General features: G+C 38.8%; 16 protein-coding genes. 1 reads left to right on the top strand and 15 read right to left on the bottom strand.

Annotated elements, in window-relative coordinates:
• Positions 1–93: 93 nt before the first annotated feature.
• Positions 94–405: a PqqD family protein gene (locus LK416_12100; protein ID UEA74384.1), complete on the top strand. Its 312-nt coding sequence runs from the start codon at positions 94–96 to the stop codon at positions 403–405.
• A 116-nt stretch (positions 406–521) separates the two neighbouring features.
• On the opposite strand, the gene LK416_12095 is transcribed toward LK416_12100, so the two are convergent.
• From LK416_12095 to LK416_12025, 15 genes are all read right to left on the bottom strand, one after another.
• Positions 522–821 (bottom strand): type II toxin-antitoxin system RelE/ParE family toxin, encoded by a 300-nt coding sequence (locus LK416_12095; GenBank protein ID UEA74383.1) that lies wholly within the window; start codon positions 819–821, stop codon positions 522–524.
• 1 nt (position 822) lies between these two features.
• Positions 823–1071, bottom strand: coding sequence for a type II toxin-antitoxin system prevent-host-death family antitoxin (locus tag LK416_12090; protein UEA74382.1), 249 nt, complete (start codon positions 1069–1071; stop codon positions 823–825).
• Positions 1072–1206: 135 nt separating this feature from the next.
• Entirely contained in the window at positions 1207–3663 is a 2457-nt protein-coding gene (locus LK416_12085) for an RNA polymerase sigma factor (GenBank protein ID UEA74381.1), read from the bottom strand.
• 303 nt (positions 3664–3966) lie between these two features.
• Positions 3967–5055 (bottom strand): fibronectin type III domain-containing protein, encoded by a 1089-nt coding sequence (locus LK416_12080; GenBank protein ID UEA74380.1) that lies wholly within the window; start codon positions 5053–5055, stop codon positions 3967–3969.
• Positions 5056–5085: 30 nt separating this feature from the next.
• The gene (locus LK416_12075) at positions 5086–5439 is read right to left on the bottom strand and encodes a hypothetical protein (protein UEA74379.1); all 354 of its coding nucleotides are present in this window, start codon (positions 5437–5439) and stop codon (positions 5086–5088) included.
• A 331-nt stretch (positions 5440–5770) separates the two neighbouring features.
• Complete coding sequence (locus LK416_12070; protein UEA74378.1) at positions 5771–7561, bottom strand: RNA polymerase sigma factor; 1791 nt, start codon at positions 7559–7561, stop codon at positions 5771–5773.
• A 75-nt stretch (positions 7562–7636) separates the two neighbouring features.
• Positions 7637–7801 carry a hypothetical protein gene (locus tag LK416_12065; GenBank protein ID UEA74377.1) on the bottom strand — a complete coding sequence of 55 codons (165 nt, stop codon included), beginning with the start codon at positions 7799–7801 and terminating at the stop codon, positions 7637–7639.
• A gap of 186 nt (positions 7802–7987) precedes the next feature.
• A complete protein-coding gene (locus LK416_12060) occupies positions 7988–9070 on the bottom strand; it encodes a hypothetical protein (GenBank protein UEA74376.1) in 1083 nt (360 codons plus the stop codon).
• Between the two features lie 245 nt (positions 9071–9315).
• Positions 9316–15078 carry a leucine-rich repeat protein gene (locus tag LK416_12055; protein ID UEA74375.1) on the bottom strand — a complete coding sequence of 1921 codons (5763 nt, stop codon included), beginning with the start codon at positions 15076–15078 and terminating at the stop codon, positions 9316–9318.
• Between the two features lie 69 nt (positions 15079–15147).
• The gene (locus LK416_12050; protein ID UEA74374.1) at positions 15148–16650 is read right to left on the bottom strand and encodes a LuxR C-terminal-related transcriptional regulator; all 1503 of its coding nucleotides are present in this window, start codon (positions 16648–16650) and stop codon (positions 15148–15150) included.
• Between the two features lie 253 nt (positions 16651–16903).
• Entirely contained in the window at positions 16904–18028 is a 1125-nt protein-coding gene (locus LK416_12045) for an SDR family NAD(P)-dependent oxidoreductase (protein UEA74373.1), read from the bottom strand.
• A gap of 16 nt (positions 18029–18044) precedes the next feature.
• Positions 18045–19079 carry an acyltransferase gene (locus tag LK416_12040; GenBank protein UEA74372.1) on the bottom strand — a complete coding sequence of 345 codons (1035 nt, stop codon included), beginning with the start codon at positions 19077–19079 and terminating at the stop codon, positions 18045–18047.
• Positions 19080–19094: 15 nt separating this feature from the next.
• Positions 19095–21035, bottom strand: a complete 1941-nt coding sequence (locus LK416_12035; protein ID UEA74371.1) for a rhamnan synthesis F family protein — start codon at positions 21033–21035, stop codon at positions 19095–19097.
• Positions 21035–23386 (bottom strand): hypothetical protein, encoded by a 2352-nt coding sequence (locus LK416_12030; GenBank protein ID UEA74370.1) that lies wholly within the window; start codon positions 23384–23386, stop codon positions 21035–21037. The genes LK416_12035 and LK416_12030 overlap by 1 nt, the downstream gene beginning before the upstream one ends.
• A gap of 56 nt (positions 23387–23442) precedes the next feature.
• Positions 23443–24630: an ABC transporter ATP-binding protein gene (locus tag LK416_12025; protein UEA74369.1), complete on the bottom strand. Its 1188-nt coding sequence runs from the start codon at positions 24628–24630 to the stop codon at positions 23443–23445.
• Between the last annotated feature and the right edge of the window lies 1 nt (position 24631).

Genomic DNA, 24631 nt, shown 5'->3' with positions numbered 1-24631 from the left:
ATTGCAAAACAAAACCATAATCGTAAAGATACCCTCTCGCAATTTTTTATAAAAAGATCAAAATCCGGTTTTCTTACCCATACTGCAAACTATATGGACAAAATCCCCTGCATCAACCTGAACTATGCATGGGAACAGTCGCCCGATGGAATTATTGTGATTGAAATGCCGCATACCGGTTTTTATCACAAGATCGCTCAGAAATATTTTCACAAACCAAAGAAAAGCCATATCAGGCTTGATCGATATGGCAGTACCTTATGGGTCCATATAAATGGCGACAACACGGTATTCAATCTGGTATCCATCATGGAAGAACAGTTCCCCGAAGAAGCTCCTGATATGTTAAAACGTGTTATCGCCTTTCTTGAAACGCTGGAGAGAGTAAGGTTTATATATTTTTAGTATTATTGTGTGTAGTCTTCCTGACTTTTCCTGATAAATCATAGAAACAGCCATGCATAAACAAGAGCTTCCATCAACTCTCATTCATATATGGCTGTTTCAATACAATGTTCCTATCATTCAAATATTTTTGTAATATCACGATAACGATTAACGACACGATATATTTCGACATATTCATCTCCTACCTTGTAGATGATTACATAATCTTCCCATACAGCATACTTATAATCAGTCTGAAAACTAACTCTTTTGGAAAGCTCTGCGCCTATTCCTGGAAACATTTGAAGGTTTTCAAATTTGTTATAAATCTCCTGTACTGTCCGTGCTGCATACTCCTTATTATCTTCTGCAATATACTCTCGAATTTCTTTCAAATCCTTAACAACAATCGGATTGATCCGTAATTTTAACATTTCATTCCCCCATTTGTTCTTTTAGTTCTTCCAGGCTAAGCCAGCCTTCACCATCCTTTACCGCTTCTTCTGCTTCCTGAAGTTTCATCAAGAGCTTCTTTTCTGCTCGATCACGTTCATAATCTTCAATATCCATAACCACAAAACGTCCTCTACCATTCTTAGTCAGATACACAGGCTCTCCTTTGTGACAATTTTTCAGAACTTCATTATAATTTCTCAAATCTGAAACTGGTAAAATGTTAGCCATATACTTTCAACTCCTTCCTTTATGTATTGCTCATTTCTACTAATAGTATATGCAAAAAAGCTGTAAAATTCAACGTAAATTTTTACAGCTTTCTGCGTTTATACAGGTTTCATCGTATCCAAAACATCTTACTATTTACTGTAACCCTGTGCTGAAATATCCATTTTCCTTATCTACATTATAAATGGCATAGCAGTCAAGGGCATCCGGTATCGGGACATTGTAATAATGAAAGCCCAGCCAATTCTTCATTCCATCCGGCATATCTGCTGTCGGTGCACCCGGAAGATACACCGTAAAGGTAGTACCCCCGGCAATTCCATACAGCTCTGTGAAAGTAGTTGTATAGCCATTGTCATCTGTTGTTTCTTTGCCAAGCTCATCATCATAGTTCAGGGTATCCAGCTCCATGGTATATGTATATTTGTCAATCTGCGTAATATTCTTAAAGGATCCGGATCCACTGGAAACTCCCCTGCCACTATAATTACTGTCGTGAAACGAAGCTGTAAAGGTTCCATCCGGTTTGATATCCATACTGGAGCCCCATGCACCAACTCCGCTTGACATAAGAAAGCTTTCCGGGAGATCCTCCGGTAATGTCATCTTTACTTCTCCTGCATTTCCGGCAGATATCTCTTTTCCGTCTTTAGAAGCCCTCTGATTTTTGTCCGCCTTATCTGTTTCTTTTTGTGTGATCGTTCCAAGATATTCCATAGCCTCATCATAAGTCATAGCGGTATCATCCAGCGTACCAAGAACCTCCTTGGCTTTATCCTTGCCCTGTCCATTATACATTAATAACGTATCAAAATTCTTCTGCAGCTTCTCTACCTGAGCATTATACTTATCCTCTGTAATCTCAGAACCATTCTTTTGACATGTGACAACAGTTGCTGAATAATCGTCATTCGGACCTTTCCTTCTTGTCCAGGTTGTTGACTTCTGAAGCATGCCGGAATCATCTACCGTGAATTTGATATAACTGTCTGTATAACTCTCATCTCCGAACCCACTATATGCATATAAGGTTCCCTTCTTAGTCGTAAACAGATAATAACTGGTTCCGGAAGCGGCATTTATATCCCAGCCACCATATTCTTCCATATCCGTTCCAAAGATTCTCTTTGCTTTTGTTCCGTCAAAGCTATAAATATCCATCTGTGCAATTGAAGCTTCGTTCTGTTCTGATCTTACCAGGATCATCTCCGGCACACCATCACCTGTAACATCGGCAAATACGATCGGCGTCTGTTCTTCTTTTGCAGTCTTTGTGGAATAATCATATTCATACTGCCAGTAATAATTGTCGATCTGTGTCTTATAGGATTCAAGTACCTCTTTGTATGCTGCTTTATAAAGACTTTCATCGATAGCTGACTCTGTAGTTATCTCCGTTGACGCTTCTGTCGTTATCTCTGTCGTTGAAGCATCTGCTTCACCGGTGGTCGTCTGATCTGATGTATCATCGGTTGCTTCTGTTGCTTCCTTTTTATCGGTAGCTTTTGCCTTATCCTGTGAATACTTATAGGCGATTGTACCACCTGCGACTCCGCCTACAATCGCGATCGAAGCGGCTGCGATCGCAATCTTTCCTGTCATGGTCTTTATAAACGCCTGTTTACCAACTGTAGCTGCTACAGTTTTTCCGGTTTCTACTGCACCCGCAGCCGATCCGGCAGTTCCTGCCTGTGTGGCTCCTCCGGCTACCTGTCCGGCAGTTCCTGCCTGTGTAATTCCTCCTGCTACCTGTCCGGCGGCTCCTGCCTGTGCAGCCCCACCTGTAACATTGCCTGCCATCTGCATAGCACCACCATGAATGATGCCGGCTGCAATATTTCCACCAAGACCTGCCATCTGCTCAAATACATGCGTAACGATCATATTTCCACGTTCTGCCATAAGCAGATATACAAGAAGACACATCGGTGTGTAGCTGTAAAGCTTGTAGCCCTTCTTCTGAAGCTCCTCTGCCTTTGCCTTGATATTCTTACGTCCATAATTCAGTCTGGACTTTACGGTGTTCTCGGAACAGTTCAATACTGTGGCAATATCCTTGATACTGTAACCCTCCAGATGGAACATAAGCACACAGATTCTCTGTTCATCCGACAGGGAATTGATCAGCTCCCGCACCATATCCTGTGTCTCCTGCACGGTACATGCCATCTCCGGCTGTGTGCTCATGTTTTCATCTTCCAGATTATACTCAAAGACATCCCCTTCATCATTTTCATTCTGCAGATCAGAAAACAAGACTGCCTTTTTCTTCTGAAGTGCATTGATCGCAGTATTTACCACGATCGTACTCATCCATCCCGGAAATGCATTTGCATCCTGTAAACTATCTAATCTGGCAAATGCCTTTATATAGGCATCCTGAAGGACATCCATTGCATCCTGCTCATTCTTCATATACTTCATTGCAATGTAGAGTTTATTCCGATATGTATTCTCATATAAGAACGTAAATCCTTCTTCACGCCCTGCCTTTGCCTGTTCCACTGCCTGTGTATAATCCACACAGCTTCCGCAAAACGGACAGTTGTATTCATTCCCCTGTAAATCATTTCCGCATGTTCTGCACTTCATGTTATCCTGCTCCTCCTGCTTTTTATCTTATTTCTGTAATTTATATATTTTCTTTATACCTTTATTTATCTGGACTGCCTGTCATGCTCGATCCGGTCAAATAATTCTTTCTTGCGTTCCGGATCATCCGGCAGCTCCTTTCGTTCTTTTCTTAACAATGCAACAAACGCGCACACTGCCTTCCACACATCCATATATCTCACCTCCTGTTTATTGGACAGATCAGGTGGATAAAAAGTTTTAAGCTTTTGGATATTTTTTGCATTATTATAACATACCACAAAATCAGGATAACATTATATTCTATTTCTTTATCTTTACAGTCTTGTATTTGCTCCATGCAGAATAACATTTCTTCTCGCGGGAACCTGCCTTTACATAAGAACGGACACGGACATAATAAGTCTTGCCCTTTTTCAGATCCCAGAATGTACAGTTATTGTAATTCTTAAATGGCGCATCATATACTTTCTTATTCTTTTTGAATTTCTTATCCGTTGCGATCTGGATCTGATATCCGGTCGCCTTGCTCTTGCACTTCCATGTTACCTTTAACTTTCCGGATGAAAGATTCTTTACCTTGTTTACAGTGGTCTTCGGAACATCTGTAAATGTCGTCTTAAATGTATACATTCCGGCATAATTTGGATCAACACTATATGGCCAGCCTTTGGTCATCGTGATGTAGTAGGTTCCCTTTGGCAGGAAAAATGTGTATTTTCTGGTTCCCGGTGTAACACCCGTCTGAATATAGTGAATGTCACCATTTGTATTCTCGATCACAACATTCATTTCCTTGATCTTGCTGTTGATCTGAATGTTCATGTACCGGTTCTTTGTCATCTTCATCTTATAGATATCTGTTGTCTCGTTAAATGCAAACTGTCCTTTATAGGTCGTACCTGCCTTATAGGTAAATGCCATCGTTTTCTCATCATTCTGTGACAGCCATACCTCGGAACGTGTCTCGCCGGATGCCTTGTATGATGCGGTAAATGTAAACTTGCAGCCTGTATAGAATCCTGCACACAGTGATAATTTATAATCACCTGCTAATAATTCTGCCTTATAGCTGCCATTTCCTTCACTGACTGATGCTGTATAGATCTCATTATCATACATATCGCTGACTTTTATATAATTAAGCCCGGTGTGTGTCTTTCCAATTTCCTCCGTCGCAATCGCAAGAGAAAATGTACCGGATTTCTTCATCGTAAATGTATACTCATATGTATTCTGTGCATCCTCCAGCTCGCCACTGTAACTCTGTCCCCATACGATCTGCTGTGGACTGTTTAACACCTCTGCGGATACCTTTCGCGCAGGACTTACTGCACACATCATCACCATTAAAATTACTGCTAACATGATCTGTTTCATTTTTCTACTCATAATAATCTGTCCTCTCTTTCTACATTCTTTTTACTCAACTGTTTCAACATCCATCATCTGCTCTTTGTATGCCTTACGGATCGGAATGATCGGCAGTCCGATAAATACCATGATCGAGATGATGAAGGATACCATACCTGTAACGATGTCATACGGAAATGGTACGATGAGCCAGCCCCATTTGGCGATCTTGCCTGCCATCTTTACCGCAGTTCCAAATCCACCAAAGAAATAGGAAACAATGCCTGCCATAACTCCATACCCCATCATAGACATCGGGATCCTGCCACCAAAAATACCGGAAAGGACAAATCCTAAAACGGTTAAACAGGTTGCTCCCAATGCGATGTACTGTGCGATTTCGATTCTTTTCATTTTCTTCATTTTTTTATTCTCCTTTTCTTTATCTGAGGAACATTTCATCCGGAAATTCATCCATAAAAAATGCAACCTCTGTATCGTTTCACCTATATGACACAGAGGTTGCAAAAAAGTTTTATATTTTTTGAAATTTTTTAAAAATTTTTCAGACACCATTTTTTAAGTATAATCGGAGAGTTTTTGCATTTTCAATCGGAGAGTTTTTGGAAATACAATCGGAGAGATTCGGTATTTTCAGTCGGAGAGTTTTTTTATAGAATGAACTTTCTCTTATAAAATAAAATGCCTTCGACCGATCCTCATAAACAGCCAAAGGCACGCTAATAATTTTTTATTATTTGCTCTCTTTAAAATATTTCAATGCACCTGCATAGGACATTTCACATCCGTCACTTACTCCTCCTAAATTTCGATCTGCCGTTATATTTCCTGACGAATCTCTGTTAATATCTGCCAACTGATCATATATGCCATAAGGAGCTGTCGCCGCCATGTTCTTCAGAACCTCACTATCCACTTCTTGATATATTTCGTCGCGTTTTGTCTGATATTCCTCCCAGGCCACAGATATACCATCCCGTTCTGCAACCGGCACCGTTTCTTCATCCCCCACCTGTTCTGCATGACAGGTCCAGACAATCGGTTGTAAGCTATCTCCACGAGAAGTAGCCACATCGAATTCTATCATCTTATCTATGACACCAATCTCTGTATTATCACTTTGTCCATCGCTGCAAAGTATATACATCCGGCATCCATTTTCTGAAACTTCTCTAGTGCAAACTAATACATATGGTGTTCCTTCTGATCCCCATTTGTCCCGATTCTCATCTGACCTTGTATCAAGTTCTCCACTATAGACCTGTATTGCTTCATTATCTATATATGTATATATATGAAGATCAGCTTTATTCGGATCTGATTCATCCTGTGCCGCAAAGATCAGTTCAGGAGTATCATCTCCCATAATATCAGCAACAGTAATCGCTCTGGATTCTCCTACCAACGTCGGTTCATTCTCCCTCACTTGTGAAGTCTGCCAGCTATAATTCTCAATTTCCTGTCTGTATTCTTTTATTATTTCTGTATACGCATCCTGCCAAGTATTCTTATTATGATTATAGATTGTTACTCCGGCTGCTCCACCTGCTACTGCCACTCCTGCTGCCGCCATTGTGATCTTTCCTGCTACTGTTTTCAAGAAGGTCTGTTTTGCCGCTGTAGCTGCCGCAGTCTTTCCTCCTGCCGCTGCACCTGTTCCCGCTGCCGACCCTGCAGCTCCGGCGACTCCGGTACCCCCGGCTGTGACTGTACTTCCCGCAGCAGATAACGCACCTGCTGCTCCACCATGGATCAGTCCGGCACCGACTACACTTCCAACACCTGCCAGCTTGTCGAAGGTTCCTGCTACCAGCATAGTTCCTCGTTCTGCCATGAGCAGATAGGTAAGAAGTGCCATAGGTGTGTAGCTGTACAGCTTGTAGCCCTTCTTCTGAAGCTCCTCTGCCTTTGCCTTGATATTCTTACGTCCATAATTCAATCTGGACTTTACTGTATTCTCTGAACATCCAAGAACTGTCGCAATATCTTTTATGCTGTATCCTTCAATATGAAACATCAGCACACACATTCTCTGTTCATCAGACAATGATCCAATCAGCTCCTGTACCATTTCCTGCGTTTCTTTCGTTGTACATGCCATCTCAGGCTGGGCTGTCATGTTCTCATCTGCAATCGAATATTCAAATGCCTCCCCATCCTGATCTTCTCTCTGCATATCCGAAAAATTCACTGTATGGCGATCTCTCAATGTATTCCTTGCGGTATTTGCAACAATGGTACTGAGCCATCCCGGAAATGAATTTGCATCCTGAAGACTGGAAAGCCGTTCAAATGCTTTCACATAAGAATCATGGAGAACATCCATTGCTTCATCTTCATTCTTCATGTATTTCATCGCAATATACAGTTTATTCCGATATGTCATCTCATACAGATAGGAAAAGCCTTCTTCCTTTCCGGCTTTTGCCTGCTCCACCGCCTCTGTATAATCGACTGCCGCCCCACAGAACGGACAGTTATATTCATTTCCCTGCAGATCATTCCCACATGTTTTGCAAATCATTTGCATCCTCCCACACGCCTGTTTTTTCATTTTTGTATACTTTTAATAGAAATATGTCAGATCCGTTTTCTCTGTTTAGCCTATTATAGCCTTTACTGCACTAACATCCAGATTTGTTATCTCGACAATCTGATCCAAAGAATAGCCTTTCTTATGCATATTTAGTACAATCTCTGTTCTTGCCTTCTCTTCACCTTTAGCTTCACTTTCTTCCTTGATACCCTGACTTAAATTACACATAATACTCACTTCCTTTTCTACCACGTCTCACCGTCTCTCCAGATTTCATTGTAACGTAGTTCACAGAGGATAGCAAGATGAAGAAAATAAAGGCAACAAAAAACTGACATGCGGATCAGGTATCTTTTCTTCCGAAAATATGATGATCCATATGCCAGTTTTTGTATTTATTTATGTAGGGTTGTATTATTTCACATAAACCTTCTTAACTGTACTCCAGCCAGAGTAATAATAACGTGTTTCATAATTATGATTTACTCTTACATTCCGTGTTTTATAAGCACGTATACGAACATAATAAGTTCCTTTTTTTAATCCATATGCGCTTACATCCCCACTATTACCATAAGAAAATGATTTCTTTCCTTTTTTAAATTTCTTGTCTCTTGCAACCTGGATCTGGTAACCCTGCATATCTGAATTTCTTTTAAATGTAGCTGTAATTGTTTTTCCAGTATCCTTTACTTTTTTAATCTTAACAGTTGGCATTACTTTTGAAGAAGTCTTAAAGGAATAAGTACCTGTATTAATTCCTCTTTCAAAAGTGATGTAGTATGTTCCCTTTGGCAGAAAATATTTATATTTATGAGTACCTGCTGTAATATTGTATTCTCCTATTGCTACATCTCCTGCTGTATTTTTCAGAGTAACAGACATATATTGCTGCTTACTGGATAATGTCAGATTCAAATACAGATTCTTTGGTACCTTCACTTTGTAGATATCAACCTTATCACCACAAGCTAACTGAGCTTTGATCTTGGTTCCAATCTTATAAGGAGTTGCCATTCCAATCTCATTGTTCTTTGCCATAGAATGTTCTGACTTTGTTTCTCCTGCTGACTTGAATGATGGCACAAATGAGAACGATGCTCCTGTTCCTGTTCCCCAATGTCCTACTATCTCCAAAGTATAATTTCCAGCTAACAGATCAATCCATACGTTCGTCTTGCCTTCTGAAACTCTGGTAGAACCTACTACCGATCCACTCTCATCCAGGAAATTCATCTCCTCAATCTGTGTCCATGCACATTCACTTACAGAATCCACATTAAATGCAAGCGTTACCCGACCAGACTGTTTCAATGAAAAATTATAACTGTAATATTCCCCTCTGTATGTGATCACTCCACTATATGCACTGCCCCACATCAGATTTGATCCCTCTGTTGTTCCTGCTGCAGATGCCTTCTGCACTGGCATCACTAACATTACGAATGCTGCCAGCATTACAATTAACCCTTTCCATAATCTCTTGTTTTTCATCATTCTTCTTCTCCTTTTCATTTTTTTGATGTTTTTATATTACAACAAATATTTATAGATGCAAGAAAAACATTCTGTATTTCCTGCCTTCTACTATATAAGACAGGGGCAAAAGGAAAAAGGTTTTAAAGTTTTCAAATTTTTTTAAAAATTTTTTTCACCTTGACTCATACTGTCCAGATAAAACGAAAACGCCGTCTGTGATATTTTTACCACAAACGGCGTCCATTGCTTTTACTGTTATTTTGTTATTTTGTTACCTTAACCTTGGAAGATAAGCCTTTACTCTTAAACAACTTCTGATAAGAAGAAACCTTCTTCTTCGGTACTTTAATTGTAGTAACCTTTGTGATGCCCTTAAATGCATTCTTGGAAAGCTTCTTGGATGTGATCTTTGAAGATTTGATCGTAATTGTCTTCAGCTTCTTGCATACGCTAAATGCCTGATCACCAATCTTCGTTGTCTTCGCCGGAAGCGTAATACCGGTAAGAGCTTTGCAGCCCTTAAATGCATATGCTCCGATCTCCGTTACGTTCTGTCCCATAGTAACGGTTTTAAGTTTTATCGCTCCATTGAAAGCATTCTTGGAAATCTTACTAACATTGCTTCCGATTGTAACCTTTGTTACCTTCTTATTATTCTTGAAAGCACCCTCTGCGATCTGTGTTACTTTGTATTTCTTACCTCTGATCTTCACGGTTGCCGGAATGCTGACAGTCTTAGCCTTTTTATTTACAGGTGCTTTATATGCAACTGTTTTCTTGGATGTGCTTATAACCTGAACCTTTGCAGCTTTACTGTCATCAGAAACCACATCCCCCTTCTTGATCGGTTTTACTGTCGGTTTTTCCGGTGTCGTTGGGGTCACCGGTGTTGGATTCGCCGGTGCCGGTTCTACCGGTGTCGGCTCCTGAAGCTTTGCAATCGACTCTGTCTTTGTCTTTTTGCAGACGCTGCAAGTATATGTCTTTACACCCTCTGTCTTTGTAGTCGGCTGTGTCGTAACCTGTCCTTCATCCCATCTATGTCCGGTTGCCTTCAGTTCTTCTGTATCCACAATCTCATTACACTCGGTACATCTATATGTGATAGAACCATTTTTCTCACAGGTTGGCTCAACTCTTGTTCCATTATCTTTGATATGTTTCGTATGTGGTGCCTTAACCTTGATTATTACCACATATTCGTCAGATGTATATGCTCTTTCTTCTGTATAGGATGTTACTGTAATTGTAGTCTCACCGCATCCCGTTATAGTAACTTTACCGGTCTCATCTACAGCAGCAACCTCCGGATCAGCCGAAACATACCGTAATGCAGAGAGCTTGGATTCAAGCGCTGCATCCTTCAAAGCCACATCCAGTGTAAATGCGCTATCGCCAAATACCTTCTCATAAGTCTCCGTACCGGTTAATTCAAGTCTGGTAGTCGGAAGAACCGTTACCGCAATCCTCTTTGTTGTAGCGCCCTTACCTGTACTTGCAGTGATAATGGTCGATCCCTTGCCTAACGCAGAAATGGTAATTCCATCACAAGCAGCTACCTCTTCGCCGCCTTCTGCAACCTTATAGTCAATAACATCTGTTGATCCATCGTTAAGTTTGGCATCGATCCAGATCTTCTCGCCCTTATAAAGCGTCACCTTATATTCACCGGCTGATGCATCCCACGCAAAATCATCAGAATCGGAAGTGATCGTAATATTAGTTCCCTTTACATACTTTGTTAATGTAACATTTACGGAATGTGATAATTCAGAATCTGCATAGTAGTTTACTGCACTATCCTTAATTGTTACATTAACAGCGATTTCTGCTGTTCCTGCCTTTGAATAGGATGTATCATAAGCAGTCGTGATAACTCCGTTTGATACATTTGCCACGATATTTGACTGATCGGATATCTTCTTATAAGATACAGTATATTCATCTGCTGCAAGGCCCTTGATCTCGCCAAATTCTATCTGAAGCTCATGCTTTACATCATTCTGAACTGTAAATTCATTTGATCTTACAAGTGCATCAATATCCGTAAGCTTCGCTTTTGCAATTGTAAATGTTTCTTCCTTACTGTTTGTAGTATGAATACCATCACCCTTGATCGTAAGTCTACCGGTACCGGCATTCACATTCTCGCCATACTCTACCGTATACTGATCGTCCGGAACAACTGCGCCATCGATTGTAACTTCGATATTTTCCTTATCCGGTGTCTGCTGTGTTCCATCATAGGTATATTCGCCATTTACTGCTACTGCTGCCTCTGCAAGATCATAGTATAAAGTTGGCTGTGTGATCACTATTGTATACTGAATCACTACTGTTTTCGCTTTATCTACATATATATCTGCTACATATGTTGCCTCAACCGCATTCTGTCCGACTACTTCACTTGATACAAAATCAATCTGACCAACTGAATTGGTAAATCCCTGTACCTGAAGACGGATCTTATCCTTCAGTGCTGAGATATCACCGACATTCTTATCTAATGCAAACTTAACAACATGCTCCGCATTATCTACATCTGTAGCAACAAATGATTCGCCGCCCGCAGTAAGCGTGGTCTTTCCCTGATTTAAGCCTGCAAAATCAAATACAGTTATCTCATAGGATGCTGTAATATCATCACTGTATCTGTCATCTGCAATATACTGAAGTGTTACCGTCTGTGCAGAAACGCTGTTCATATCATAGCCTGTAACCTTCAGCTCCTTATCAATATCAACCGGTGCAGTCTTCTTATTCTTATATGTCTTTACTACCTTCAGACCATTCAGATCAAACTCTGCCCCTTTGGCAAATGCTGTCTTATTTGGGAAACGTTCGATGCTGATCGATTCTACGGTTGATTTTGCTTTAACTGCAAATTTTATCGTCTCACCACGATATTCAGATACCGATAATACTACATTGTACTCTCCTGTTTCCTGATTCTTTGTAACATAACTGCTGTCATTTATAATGGACTTGCCATCCAACAGGATATCTGTGATCTGGAATCCGTCATGTGCAACAATGTTATTAATTGCATATGTACCGGTAGTAGTATCCTCCAGACTGGACTCATCAATGATCAACTGGTTCTCTGCAAGATTTCCCTTTGCATTGTAGGTTACACCATCATCAATATTCAGTTCAAGGTATACTGCAATCTCCCCTTCCTCCGGAGTCTGATTCTTTCCCTTTGTGATAACACCATTTCCGGTATATTTACCATTCATAAAGAACTTACCGTAAATATTAGCATTTTCTTCCAGATTAAGAGAACCGTTCAATACAATGATACCATATTCGGAATCCATCGCCATTGTTCCCTTAACTGTTAAAGTACCATTGATGATCAACTGTGCATCACTGTCAGCTGCCCAGACAAGCGCACCCGGAAGTACATCATCATGCTGTGGATCAACTACAAGTTCAACGTCCTTAGGAATGATCAGCTTGGATGATGACGGTAATTCTAATGTTGTTCCTGCTTTAATATGTGTACTCTTGCGAATGGTTGCTGTTCCATAAACCTCATATGTCTTTCCTACGAACAGAACAGAGTTAGAAACAGTTCCCAGAACAGGAACATCCTCTGCCTTTGCTCCACAGATATTATCACCGATAATTGTAATATCAGAAGCAGATGAGCCATTCAGTGCTCCTACTGCAATACCATTTTCAGCACTGAGGTTAACTGTTGCATCTGTTAAGACATTTACGTTCTTAACATCTCCTGCATAAGCACCGATTGCCGGACCATTTGCAGCAATAACTATAAGCTTTCCTTTTGTCTCAACGACCTCGCCGATAATATTAATATCCCTTGTCTCTGAATTCAGACCGGCTCCGATACCGGCTCCATTTCCTCTTGCTCTGATACTAATAAAACCTGTATTTGAAATATTAATATTTGTTGCCTCTGATACAGTATCTGTTGCTCCGGAACCAATACCAGCTCCGTTTTCTGTACCATCGACAGTCAGATTTCCTGCATACTCTAAATAAATATTGATATTATCAACGGATGCATTCTTACCGGAACCGATACCGGCTCCGTCTGTTCCTGCTGTTACCGTTACAGCTACATTTCCTGAAATGTAAATATCGGAGGCTGCACCTGCCAGACCGGAACCGATACCGGCTCCATTTGCTCCACCAACTGCTGTTACAGTTCCACCTGATATCATAATATACGATACCTTTGCATTTGCTCCCGAGCCAACACCAGCTGCATCTGTGCCGCCTGTTGCTTTTTTTACAACACCGCCTGTTACCTTAATCTCTGTTGCTTCTACATCAGATCCGGAACCGATACCTGCTCCGCCGTCTCCACCGGTCGCTATTACAGTTCCTCCTGAAATGGTAATACCGGAAGCAAGCTTTGCTTCATCATTTATGTAAGCACCGGAACCAATACCGGCTCCGCCAATATTTTTAGAACCGATCGTTCCACTTCCCGCTGTTGCATTTACGATTCCGCCTGCAATCTCGATATTGGCAGCATCAGCATTTGCACCGGAACCGATACCGGCTGCTCCGTTTGCACCAATTGCTGTTACGTCTGCATTTTCTGAGATCCGGATGCCATCAACCGGCATATTGTACTGAGAACCGATACCGGCTGCTCCATATGCTGCATAGCTTTCATTTGATGGCTGTGATCCCCTTGCTTTTATAATTACATTTCCATTTATCTCAATATTTGAAACAACCTTTAAGGTTTTGTCTGTACCACCACCGATACCGGCTGCTCCATATGTCGCATTGTTACCGGCAGTTGCATTTATAGTACCTTTCGTCGTAGAAGTCAGTACCAGCTTACCGCTTCCATTCTTCTGGATCGCTGCATAAGCTCCCGATGATGTCAGATTGTTTGTTCCGTAAGCAGTGATCGTCACGGTCTTACCCTCTGCCGGATTTACTGTGATCGCTGCCCCCTGAGTATTCCGTGTGATCGTCAGACTACGGATCGCAAGATTCACATCAATATCCCCTGCTGCCTTGATCTGACCCTTCATAACCTTACCGGATTTTGTTCCGAACAGGATCATCTCCTTATCAGATTTGATCGTAAGTCCATCTGTCTCCGAATAAGAATAGTCATCTTTTGTTGCTGTTTCCGCTGTGCTCTTTACTCCAAGCCAGAGTCCATCCTCCAGCTTCGTGTATTTGTCATAGCCATATGGATCAGCGATCGTATTTGTAAATGTACCATATGCTGTCTCCATACCGGATTTTGACACCGCATATTTTGTAGTATTACTTCCTACCTGATACATACCGGTATTATCATATGAGATCGATACGCCGGATGTCTTTGACTCTACATATCCCCTATGATATTCACCATCAAAAGTAATCCTTATATCATTTGGAATCACATAAGGTGCTCTCTTACAATAAAGATAAATATATGCACCTCCGGCATTTTTATTGAGATCTCCATCAATCTTGTTCCAGTTGCTGTCAACCTCCTGCTGATATTCACTTGTAAGACCGCTTCCTGAGTTTCCTCCGGCATACTGCAGCTTTCTATCATCGGTATTCCAGATACCAAGTGATGAGATTGGATCTCCTGCATTTCTGTCCTTTGTTGCATAGACGTAGATATAACCGGACTTTGAACCTACACCATCATTCAGGTCACCCGTCTTTCTCTCAACGCTATATCCGTCAAGACTGCTTGATGTACCTGAATTATTCTGCCATACAGACCATATCCTTGTATATGCCTGTGCCGGATCTGTGGTCGTCTTTACCCAGATATAATCATTGGATCCTTTTCCACATCCCCTGTTTACATTTCCCGCATTTCTATCAATAGACAGTCTTGTATATCCTGCATAATTGGCACTAAATCCCCCGGATTTAATATCACAGATATACAGCGTCTGGCGTGCTGCCGCTTCCGATTTTATATTCGGAAAAAAGTCACCAATGCCTGTAACCATTGCAAACACCATAGTTGCAGCCACTACCACTGACATGAAACGCTTCACAAATTTAATTTTCTGTTTCAATCTTATTTCCTCCTTTTTATTTTTCTATATAAAAGAGCCAAATGCTCTTATATATTAAAGCGTCTGTTTTTATAACAGACCAATCTCCCGACCGCGTTCGACTGCCTCCTGACGCGTCGGAACCTGCAGCTTACGAAAGATATTACAGCTATGGAACTTCACAGTTCCCGTCTTTTTGCCCAGTTGTCGTGCAATATCATCATTACTTAAGCCCTGTGCCATCAAACGAAAGACTTTTTCTTCCATCTGAGTCAGAGGTTCATAATATTCATATGGAGATTTTAAATAATCAGGGAAATAAGTACCGACCGAATATGCAAGTTCCTTAATCTCACTTATGAAGGAATCTTCTTCATATTCTTTCTGATAAATTGTCAGCATTTGTACCATACAATTGCCCGTGTCCGCAAGCAGTCTGATATAACCGCACCTTTTTGCAAGCACAATGGCCTTGGAAAGCTCCTCACACATGCCTTCCATATTCTTCATCTTATAATATATGATAGCTGACAACATATAGCATTCACACAAATCCATATAACGTCTGCCCGGAATCAACAATGCAATAAGCTGGTGTGTCAATACATAGGCAGCCATATATTTGCCTGTCTGTATATAACATCGCACCTTAACCATCCATGCATACATATCCATCATGAAGATGCCCTTATTCTCATCCGGTGCTATATCATCTAACCAACGCTCTACATCCTGTAGTCGCCCATCATAACAGGCACCAAGACATTCGATCGCATTCAGACTTGAAGTTAATTCATCCCATCCCGTAATCTGTATCCGTTTCCGAATCTTTTCCACCAAAGGACGTGCAGCTTTTGTCTGTCCATTTACCAAAAGGATCTTCATCTGAAGTGCAAGTGCCACAAACAGACAACGCATATCCTTCTCCTGCTCGATCAACGGAATCGTTCCGGTCACAAGAATCAGTGCCTCAAAACAATTATTGTTCTGATAATACCACTCTGCCAGCATGATCTCATACACTTTCTGTCCAACACTTCCACCATATAATCGGCATGCGGCTTCTGTTATCCCGTCCTTACTTTTTTTCAGATATTTGCCATATCTTGTAAAGTCGCGAAAACCATTCAGTATACTTGGTCTGCATGCTGAAAGCGTAAGACCCATCACGGGCACCAGTTCTTCTTCAATTAGAAAACTTACGATCCGAAAAAACATTGCATCACTTATATATGGCATGACAAGTTCTGTTTTGATACGACAAATGTCCATCATATCATATGTATCCATTTTCACCAGCCGCGGTGTCTTCCCCATAAACTGTACATATGATTTTGCCTGACTCAAGTCCCCATCCATAGCAGATAGCAATGCAAGATGAGTAAACAGAACCGGATGTGCTGACAGCTCTTCTTTTTTCAGCCCGTAGAAATATGCCCGGCACCCCCAAAGTACCGGCATGGAAAATGGTTTCTTCACAAACTCATCAAAAATAATCTCTAGCAGATGGCCTTCTTTTTTTGCTGTCGCTAAAATCAGCAACACTTCTTCTTCCGATCGTGGATAAATTATCTCGTTATTCATTTGTTTCATACATACCCCCATAACCCTGACGCTTATAGATTATATTCTTTATTCCTGTTTTTGTATAGCAAACCTTTCAGACACAAAAACCAAACTTTTACCCAAACCCATGTGGTTTTGATGCCCGGTAATATAAATATTTACATATCTTTATTATACAATAAACGGATCCATCTTATGATGAATCCGCTTATGTATTGTTACACTCTTCAGTTCCCAATTAATAAGGTTTAAGAAGTTTAAAAACTTATAAATTTGAAAACTATTTTAGTAATCCTCTTTCCTTTAATTCATTAAGAGACCGCTCATATCCATCCAGATTCATATCCTGTCCGCATACCCAATCAGCAAATTTCTCAATTCCTTCAGAAAAATCAACTTTAGTTCTAAACCCTAAAAGTTTTTCTGTTTTTGTCATATCTGCATAATTATTACGGATATCGCCGACACGAAACATGCCTGATATATGTACCGGAACGGTCTTTTTATAACACCGCATTAATTCATTTACAACCGTTTCAACTGTTACCATCTTGCCTGTTCCTACATTGAAACTTTCGTGCATGTAGCGATCCGATTCAATTCCCGCGATAAGGGCTGCAACTATATCATCAATATAGACAAAATCCCGTGATTCCTGACCATCTTCAAAAATATTGATATCCTTTCCCTGTCGAATTCTTGTTGAAAAGATAGATAAAATACCCGTATATGGATTTGATAAAGATTGTCCCGGACCATATACATTCTGAAAACGATATGCCAACGCCGGTATACCCAGATTTTTACACAATGTAAGAACCAATTCTTCCTGAACCTGCTTTGTAATACCATATACACTTACAGGATGTAAAAGAGCATCTTCTTTTGTAGCCACAACAGAAACGCTTTCTCCACATATCGGGCACTTCATTCCAAAATCTTTTGCTTCCAGATCTTCCTCTGTTCTAAATTCCGGATATACAATTCCATGTTTTAGGCAATTATAAGCTCCCTCTCCATAAATGGCTCTGGAAGATGCAACCAACACTTTTTTAATTGAATGCTTTTCATTTGTTAATATATCAATTAACTTGGCAGTTCCACCTATATTCGTATCAGTATAATGATATACTTCATACATAGACTGCCCAGTACCCGTTTCAGCTGCCAGATGAACAACAACATCCATTCCTGATAATGCTTTTCTCCAATCCTCTGTATTTCTTACATCCCCGAGGATGAATTCAACTCTTTCATCTAATTCAGCTGGTATCTTCGCATTTTTTCCATGTACCTGTTCTGATAAGTTATCAAGAACTCTGACTGTATATCCTCTCTTTATCAACTCATTTGCAAGGTGTGAGCCAATAAATCCCGCACCACCTGTTATCAATATCTTTTTCATTTTTATTTTCCTTCTACTATTGTTTTTGTTTTCTGCTAATTAACTTACCAACGCCTTTATTGATGTAATGATCTACATCAAACAGTATCTTGGATAAAATTGCAATTACGACACAGAATCCAAGGAAAATCAAATAACTTTCAACATGTGTAATTGCATATAAATTAAATGTCATCATAACATAATAAATTACAATATGATGTACTAAGAAAATCGCATATGAATATTTGCTAACCCACTGACATATCTCCTGTATTCTCTGGCTTCTTACCCATTGTGAAATATACACTAATACAAGAAATGCAGCGATTCCTACATATGTAGTCTGCAAATCAGTTGGCAGATCCGGTTTAAAAAACTGATTAAATAATAATACTCCTAAGCCGACAATCGCCACAGGCAATTTTACTTTCTTTATATATTTTATAAAATACATCCCAAATAATAACTCCGGTAATCGCACAAGCAGGTTTTTAGAAGATGCAAATTGAATCGGATACCATTTTAGTAATATAACATATACTGCTAACGAAATTACGGCCAAAACCACCGGACATTTATTGATCATCCACCTGAGTAATGGGAAAACAAAATAAAATATGACTATAAATCCCAAAAACCATTCTCCAACCAGATAAAATGTTGGCATAACATCTGCAAGATAACCATCCATTCCGATTACAGAAAGAAGTAATTTTCCCTTTGGAATAGTTGTATATTTCCATGCCCCTTTCCATACATATATAACAAGGAATGCAATAATATATGCAATCCAAAACATTGGGTACAATGTTTTAAATCGTTTCAAATAAAATTTTTTCAGATTACATGCCTGACCATAAACATACATTAATGCTGCACCTGAAATAATTAAAAATAACGATACTCCAAATCCACCAATATATATATTGAAAATAAACGCATGTATCACATAACAATTATTTATCTGCGGATTGGCATATAAAAATATAGCATTATAATGTGTAATTACAATTGAGATAGCTGCCAGAGCCCTCACAAAATCCAAATAAAATAATCTCTCTTTTCCCATTTCCGTATTACTCCCTTAATCCGGATCCTTTAATCCGTGAGGTCCAAAAATTGCTCGTTTTATCTTAATTAAAAATTTATATAACCATTTTGGTAATATCTTTCGCATTTTCGAATCAAATTTCATGCAACTTGGTCCATCCAATGCAATAACCTGTTTTGCTCCCTGCTTCAAACGCTGAAGAACCATGTTAAACAATCCGTATTCCATATATCCCTTGTCAATCATAACACGATTTAATTCCCGGACATAATATCTCAGGTTTGTTACCTCTATGGCTGCATACTGATCAGACATTAACAATCCAGGATAATATCCTGCCTGTTGAACACAGATTGGATATAGCCGTTCAATCGCATGTAATATGGTTCCATCAAAATTATTAGGTTCCTCCGGAAACTCTTCATACTGCCAGTCATGATCAAATAAAACCTTTAATGCCGTTGGTCTGAACCAGAAAAAAGTACCATAAGGTGCAAGTGCTTCCTTATCCTCTGACATTGGGATTGTAATGCCAAGCTTATCAGCTACTTCTCTTGACTTTTCAAAATTGCATCCCCATTCATTTCCTAATGTCTGATAAAACGGACCATGATTTGGTTCTGGTGGAGATAAAATTCCCAAACGCTCATTATCCTCAAAAGTCTGCAATACATTGCATACAAACTCTTTATTATATAATGTATTATTCCAACATTTGTAGCCAAAAGAATCACCTACAGAGCCTGGTTTCGCCTGAGCAGTCTTCTTATCATGTACAAAACACGCATAATCATAATTCTGAATAACGTCTTTCACGCCGACCAATATACTACTGACATCTCTTCCTCTGTTTACAATTACACGGACCTCCAAATGATTACATGGAAGATTTTTAAATACTTTCAGTATTGCTTCTTTCTTTTCCACCGTGTCCGTTGTAATATATACATCTGTTTCCTTTGGAACATTGGACGCCCACTGGAAAGAGTCTTCCACAAGGTCCGGGAAATATAAGTGCATGACTAATGCAAGCTTTCTCTTCTTTAAAATCTCATCCATTTTATTCTGATCATAAGAAGATGAAGAAAGAATATAGTTTAAATGAAGATTTTTTACAAAATCTGCCTGATGACAGGTTCTTAAAATATTATCCCATATCAGATTTACATCATATAAACCTGTTGATTTCAAATAATCATATAATTCTTTTCCGGGTTGTCCCAGAGTGTTGAAAATTTCGTACTCATATGGCTGAAAAAACATTCTCCGTTTAAAAATAGGACATCTTTTATCACGAATTAATTCCTTCGCATAATTCATTAATGGATAATCTGTTTTATTTGAAATGTCATCTGTTTTAACATAAACATCCCATTTATAACCAAGATCTGCAAAATGCTTTGTGAAAATGGATTCGAAATTACCAATTGAATCCTCGTATCCTTTAATCATTGGCATTTCATCCCAGAAGCTCTGAAAATCTTCAGATTTTACAAGAGACTGTCTGAATACCATAAAATGAGACTGGATATGCTCCGGTAAATATCCATATCGATTATTATGAAATGGATCATATTCATTCTTATAATGTTTGGTCATTCCCCAGAAATCCAAATTCTCTTTTGACATAGCTTCAAAAGTCTCTTTCAATGTATAAACCGGACCCATGATCGTACAATTGACAAAACAGATCTCATCATACTGAACTAATTTTTCCCATCCTAACGATTCCATCGCTGTCTTATATGCCCAAACATCCAGGCCCTTATTCTCACGGACAATAACAGATTTCGTATACTGTTCAAAAAACTTATGCCCTTCTTCATTGAGCTGTCCATTACAGACAACGATCATATCTGTGACCTGTTTCACATAGTCCTTAAAAAAATATTTTACATAAGAATCTACTATTCCTTCTTTTTCATAGAAAAAATATATTCCTAATCTTTTTACCTGCTCATTGTTTATCTTCATTATTTTCCTCTCACTTTATCAATTTTCTGAAGCATTCTTCTTGTTTTAGAGTTCTCGATATCATTACGATATTCTACTAATGCATTTCTTTCATTTGTTAAATAGCCATTTATTTCATATAATTGTTTCTGTTCTTCCTTTAGCTTTTTATTTTCTTCTCTGGCCTCTTTAAGACGCTGCTCCTGAAGTGCAATAACAGCTTTTTTATTTATAAGATCATTCTGGTAATCCTGCAACGATAATCGCATATCTGCAAGCTGTCTCTCTTTATACTGAATATTACCAATAATAGAATCCATACCATGTCCCAAATAACCATAGGATATTTCATCAAAACATATTTTTATTGAAGCCCCCTCATTCAATGTTCCGTTCAAGTATATTGCTGAATCCGAACCATGTAATATTGAATATTTATCATCCTTATACATAAAATTATCTATAATACTTATACCATCAATTTCACATCTTAATCCATCGAATATTACATACATATCTTCATTAAAAATAAGCTTGATATTCTTTACTTTTCGAGGTACCGGTATGCATATTTGCCCTTTTCCATTATCCAAATACTCTACTGCTACTTTCTTCTGATAAACTGAAGCAAATCCCTGACCATAATCATATGCTGCAATACAAGTAAGTTCGTTCTGTAAGCACTCCAGTTTCTTACACATCTGAGGGAAACTCATAGAAGTATTCTGTACAGCCGCATTAATTTCATCATTCATCACATCATTACTATCAATCTGTATACCCGCCAACTGTTTATTATACGATCTTGCTGTATAGTATCCCATTGACTGTGCACACAGGCTCAGAACAGAAGTAAAAACAAAACATGGATCTGTCTGTGCCAATAACCACTTTCTGACATCGACATTCTCTGTCAGATTTTGCAGAACCTGACTTCTACACCAGAAACATCCTGTATATTGTCCTATACTTCCCCTGACTTTTGCTATATTCAAATGTATATCACTGTCCTCTAATATCTGTTGGATCTCGCAGGAAATTAATTCACGTTCTTTATACTGTCTTGAATAATATAAACTTTGACTTGAATTCGGAGGATAAACCAAACCAATTCCTGAATTATCATTTAAACAAGACACTATATTCCCTAACGATACGCCTTTGCCTAAAATACTGTTTTCAATGATCCAGCCTGTATGTCCATTGTCCAGATTTTCAGCAATATAACTTCGATCTTCATTTACCAGAAAACAGATATATTCATACTCCTTAGCAAATGCTCCAACAGCATAATATACTTCTGCAAAATTACCTGTCGTACATTCAAGAAGATGCATTTCCTCCCAATTTTTTTTCTGATGAAAGCTTTCCTCACTTCCCCAATAATATAGATCTGCATGTGTTTCTAAATCATCTATATCCGGTTGATGCTGCAGATAAAAATCTTCATCAATAACAACAGCTATCTTTTCTGCGATTCTTTCACATTCTGAATCAGGAATTACATTTAATCCTAATCCGTCAACAATATCCTGCATTGGAGCAGTACGGATAAGGTTCTTTAAAATCAATGTTTCATCATATGGTGTTTCCTGCTTAATAAATTGATAAAATACTCGGGAAATATAACTACTGGAATCTACTATTTTTTCTTTCATTGGATAAAAGAATAATTTTCTTTTGAAAAATGGGCAATGATAATCCATCACCATCTGAATCGGTGCCATAAAAAGAGGATACGGATTAGCTATCACATTTTCCTCAGGGTTACAATATGCTTTCCACTTAAATCCGCAATTTGAAAAATGTTGTGTAAATATTGCCTCATGAAAAGCTACTGCCTCTTCATAACAGGTTATCATAGGTCTGGTCTTCCAATATGTTTCAAATTCTACACTTGCAAGCATATGTTTACGAACCGCAATAAAATGCGACTGTAAATGATCAGGGAGCTTATGATCAGGAAGTATCCCCCATGGATCAAATGGAACACCATGATATAAAGTAAGGCCCCAAAAATCTACATTCTTCGCATCCATAGTTTTAAACATTCTGTCCAGATCCTGTTCATACACCGGCCCCATCAATGTATAATTAAACATGATCAATTCATCAATATCTTTTATCTCTTCCCATCCGATGTGTTCCATGGCTTCCTTATATGCCCAAACATCAAATCCTTTATTTTCGCGGACAAACACCTGGATCCTGTCAATGGATTCTAATTTTTTCCGTCCTTCTGATGAAAGTATCCCATTGCAGACCACTGTAATCTTATCAAAATACTGGTTCATACTCTGCAGCATATAAACTATATATTCATCTACACATCCCTGTTCATCATATAATAAAAAAATACCCTGTCTCTTCATATAAATAATCCTATCTGTCCCTTATTTTTATTGTCTGATCTGTAATGATCATCCGGCTAAAACTTCCACTGGTGTTCCATCCGGAACATTCCCCGTTCTTCTACATCAGCATATACGTCAAACTGACAAATACGTTCAAATGAATTAATAAGATGTCCCTCTTCCGTATAGAATGAAAAATCAATCATATAATGTCCTAATAAAAGCTGTACTTTTCTTAACTTTAACTGTATTTTCCCTTCTCCTTCAAGAAGTACTGTTCCCTTTTCAGCATCTGTTCTTCTCTCATAACACATCATATAATCTGATCTGAAAACAGTAAATTGAACAGCCACCTTCCGTGGGGATTTTATTTTATAATATAATGTTATATTTATATCATCATCAATACTAAATGCAACTCTCGGCTCCCCGGCATTATTCTTACATTCCACCTTTGTTATCGATAAATCCAGATTTTTAGCTTCTTCCATCAACTGGCGTTCTTTTTCAGATCGTTCTGCTCTGGCCTGCCCCATAAATTCCATATATAATTTATGAACATACTGTGGGGTTCCATCTGAAACAATCTTTCCTTTATCCAGCCATATACATCTGTCACATAATTCCTCAATCTGTCCCATGGAATGCGAAACAATTACTATCGTAATCCCTTCTTTTTTCAGTTCCTGCATTTTATTCGCACATTTCAACTGAAAATTAGAATCTCCAACCGCAAGTATTTCATCTATTAACAAAATATCTGCATTTACATTAATTGCAACCGAAAATGCAAGCCGCATATACATTCCGGAAGAATATGTCCGGACAGGATTATCAATAAATTCTTCCAATTCTGAAAACTCTATGATCTCATCTAATCGTTCATCAATCTCTTTTTTTGTTAATCCAAAAATAGAAGCATTTGTATATATATTTTCTCTTCCGGTCATATCCGGATGAAATCCTGCTCCCAGCTCTAATAAACTGGATACTCTTCCATCAATACTAATTTCTCCTGAATCAGGATAAATAATACGGGTCAATAATTTCAAAGTCGTGCTCTTTCCACATCCATTATGACCTATAAGACCTACTGCTTCACCCTTTTCTATTGTAAAACTCACATCATCCAATACCTGATGAATTTCATATTTATCTTTCTTTGCAAATATGATTTTATCCTTTAATGTTTTACTTTTATCATAACTAATCTTAAAAGATTTAGATATATGCTGTACTTCAATTGCAACATCCTGGTTCATA

Source organism: Lachnospiraceae bacterium GAM79, from assembly GCA_020735665.1.
Classification (GTDB): Bacteria; Bacillota; Clostridia; order Lachnospirales; family Lachnospiraceae; genus Coprococcus.
Note: the sequence above shows the minus strand (reverse complement) of the source record. Positions and strands in the feature narration are given on the sequence as shown.